Raw genomic sequence first — 3,267 nt, 5'->3', positions numbered from 1 at the left:
CAAGCCAGAAATAACTTCTTCAATTTTAGCCGCACTAATTCCAACGGTCATTTCATTGTCTTTAATGTCTGCCGCTTTTCTAGAACCATCACAGCCTAATGTGAAGTTAATTCCATCTGCAAGATATGGGTTTGCAAATGCATCGCCACATAATGACTGAATTCCTGCAAATGATGGAGTAATCTTTTCACCGGTTTTGTAAACGATACTTTGTGCAAGAATCATTCCTCCGACAGGTTCGGTTATTACTTGAATAACGTCAGCTTCAAAGTCGGCCTCATCCAATGGCGCATAGATGATTCCCCATGACCTTTCTTCAATGATGGAAAGTTTGTCTGTGAGCTTTTTAGCAGTTTCCAAGTCTTGGAATCTTCCTAAAGAAAAGTATTTTTCTCCGTTTGCTAATTTTGGAGGCATGTCCCTAAGTCCAATGGCTCCGGCACCGCCTAAACACATTTGCTCTTCAATTGTGGAGTAAAATTTGGCTCCTAATGATGCTTTTCTAACCATTTCACAATGTCTGATTTTTTCATCAATTAATTCATAACCCTCTAAAAGGTCATCTTCAGTTTTGATCAACTTCATTGCAACAGGCTTTGCATCCAATTTGATTTTACTTTCAATAACCTCGCAATATTTTTGATTTTTTTCCAGATTTGTCATAGATAACACCTTTGATTATTATATTGGTTTAAGGAATTTTAAATTCTTTCGGTTTGTTTTTATTTTTTTTACAGAATGTCTTAAAATCGCATGCGCTGCATGTCCTCTCATCGGCTTCAGCTTTCCATGCGTCCTGAATTTTACATCCCTTGATTTCCTTAATAAGGGATTCTTCAATGTCATAGACCACTTCATCGAATTTTTCAAGTGATTTTTCAATTTCATTTTCATCTATATTGATGATTCTGATTGACCTGCCCAATTTGAAGTCATCACTTAACTCAGGTGCCTTATCGTCTTCCTGCCAGTTGTCGATTAAATCAAAGTCATTTTTGTATTTTATAATTGTGTTTTCATCAATCAATCCGTTTTTCATTTCTTCCTTAATTAACATAAGGTCCTCTTTTGAAGGAACAAGCTCGTTTAGATAAAAGATGATTCCGGCAAAGATGGATTTGGAATCTTCCTGTTTTGACCTGAGCCAGGTATATGTCAGGATTTGCTGTTTATGGCTTTCCCATTTATTTTCAGATTTGGGATCATTTACTTCAATTGGTGGCCTTTTCATTCCTTTATAGTCAATGATGATTTCATAATCCTCATCATCGGCGTTTTTGATTTTATCTTGAAATTGAGGGTCTTTTTTAAGAATTTCAATAATTTTATTGTTGTAATTATCCAAGTTGCTCTGTTCTAGGGTCTTATTAATTTTCATGGATGTCAATACGTCGACAACACCATTAATTCCATAATAATTTGACCTGCTTCTGTTTTCATCATATTGGGGCATGTTCCGTATTCCCTTAATCATCAATTCGGACGAGTCTATTAATGGGAATAAATGCTTTCCCCAAATGTTTATTGCTTTTTCAGCTCTGGCGCTAGCCAATTTTTTATGGTCATGTTCGTTCAAATCGTTGATTGTTAAATTATTATCGGGTTGATTTAATATGCTGAAAAATAGGTCTTCATCATGAGGGTATAATCCTCTTGTTTGCAATCTTAAATCAATTAAGTCTTCAATTGGCCTGATATCTTCTTTCCAGTCCCAAGGAAATTCAGTCTTATTTTGCTTCCATTGAATAAACGCTTCTTCCATTACCCCATGAATAAACTCCCCGAACCACCTTTGCACGGGTTTTGATGGGGGAAGAGTTCCTTTATTCTGGTATCTATATTGGAGATTGCATGTTAAAAAAGACAGTAAGTCTCCGGTTAAGCTGTATTCTGGAATCATATAAGATTTTGATCTTGAAGGCAATTTCATAGTTAATCTCCTAAATTAAATACATTTCTCTAAATCCAACATATTTTTCGTCTCTGCTCCATCCAACGGCTATATTTGGAATATCAAAGTGCTGTTTTTTATTTATGTATCCTTCAATAGCGGAATTCAGTCCAATCAATATTAAAACACTTTCCGCTCTTGAGAATGCAACAAAGTAAAGTCTTATTAAATCATCAAATGAGCGGTCCTTTTCACTTCTGCTGCTCGGACCAAGTGCACTGTGCTGCCTGATGGCATCTTCAATTGTAAGTTTATCCGGAAGTAATTTTGGAAATCTTAGACGTTGAGTCCGTTTATCATTATTTTTAAATTTGGACCCGACATCAACAATAACAAGAGGAAATTCCAGACCTTTTGACTGGTGAATGGATAGGACGTTTATTCTGTTGTCAGGCAGTGTTTCTAGAAGGGATTCATCAATGCCGACCCCGCCTGTTGATAATGGGATAAAGATGTTCCATATAGCTTCTAAAACAGATGCCCTTTCCTGTTTAGGATTCTTAAATGATATATTTGAATGATAGTCATTAAAAAATCCGGTTTGAGTAATGGATTTTGTAATGGCTTCAAGGTATACGATTCCTTCAACATCCTCCTGCAAGTCTTCAATCCATGTTGTCAGCTTATAGGCAAGTTCCATTAAGCTTGCAGTCTTTGGCCAGGTTTGTTCAATGCCATTGACAACTTCGGGATATGGTCTTCTAAGTTGCCATCGTGTTACAAATTCATTCAATGAAAAAGGCTCATGAGGTTCGGGATTTAATTTGATGTAATCTTTTGCCTTAAATCTCCAGCGTGTCATATTTCTTTTTGCCAGATTGGGAATTGTACTGTCTGACTTTTGTATGCTTCCTTCAGGGTCAATACATTCCAGCATTAATCCACAAAATATTCCGACAACATCAATGTCGGGAAGGTCAATCCCTCGAGGATTGTACATTTCAATAGGATTTCTAAGTCTTTTAAGGTTTTTTCTCAGGTGATGGAGAAATGAACGATTTCCATGTGGCATTTCTTTTGGCGAATATGATAAGATAGCTATATCAGATGCGGATCCATATGCGTTATCTAATTTAAGTGTTATTTTTTCTTCTTTTCTTCCTGCTTGGATTGTTTCCTGTTTGATTTTTTGCAGATGTGCAATGTTTATTGCGCCGTTTACTTTTTTATAATAATCCTCATCCAGAACCTGCAGGACTTTCAGTTCACTCTCGCCTTTATTTACTAAATCATCTATTAATCTTGTCAAATCCCTAGATAACATTTCAGGGTTATTTCTAAACATTCCTAAAATCGGCATTTTATCCTTATCAAAA

General features: G+C 35.9%; 3 protein-coding genes. All 3 read right to left on the bottom strand.

The features are described from left to right. Positions 1 to 663: DUF169 domain-containing protein (locus ACJMLZ_RS02675; RefSeq protein ID WP_405303824.1), on the bottom strand; the 663-nt coding region annotated here is incomplete at its 3' end. A gap of 28 nt (positions 664 to 691) precedes the next feature. Beyond that, on the bottom strand, positions 692 to 1,930 hold the full coding sequence (locus tag ACJMLZ_RS02670; protein ID WP_405303823.1) for a hypothetical protein: 1,239 nt from the start codon (positions 1,928 to 1,930) through the stop codon (positions 692 to 694). 10 nt (positions 1,931 to 1,940) lie between these two features. Beyond that, on the bottom strand, positions 1,941 to 3,267 hold a 1,327-nt coding region (locus ACJMLZ_RS02665), incomplete at its 5' end, for a 3'-5' exonuclease (RefSeq protein ID WP_405303822.1).

This window comes from Methanobrevibacter sp. (genome assembly GCF_045126245.1).
In the GTDB taxonomy this organism is placed as follows: Archaea; Methanobacteriota; Methanobacteria; order Methanobacteriales; family Methanobacteriaceae; genus Methanocatella.
Note: the sequence above shows the minus strand (reverse complement) of the source record. Positions and strands in the feature narration are given on the sequence as shown.

Coding starts and splice junctions, on each gene's coding strand:
- ACJMLZ_RS02670 (WP_405303823.1), bottom strand. CDS start 1,930: ATGAAATTGCCTTCAAGATCAAAATCTTATATGATTCCAGAATACAGC.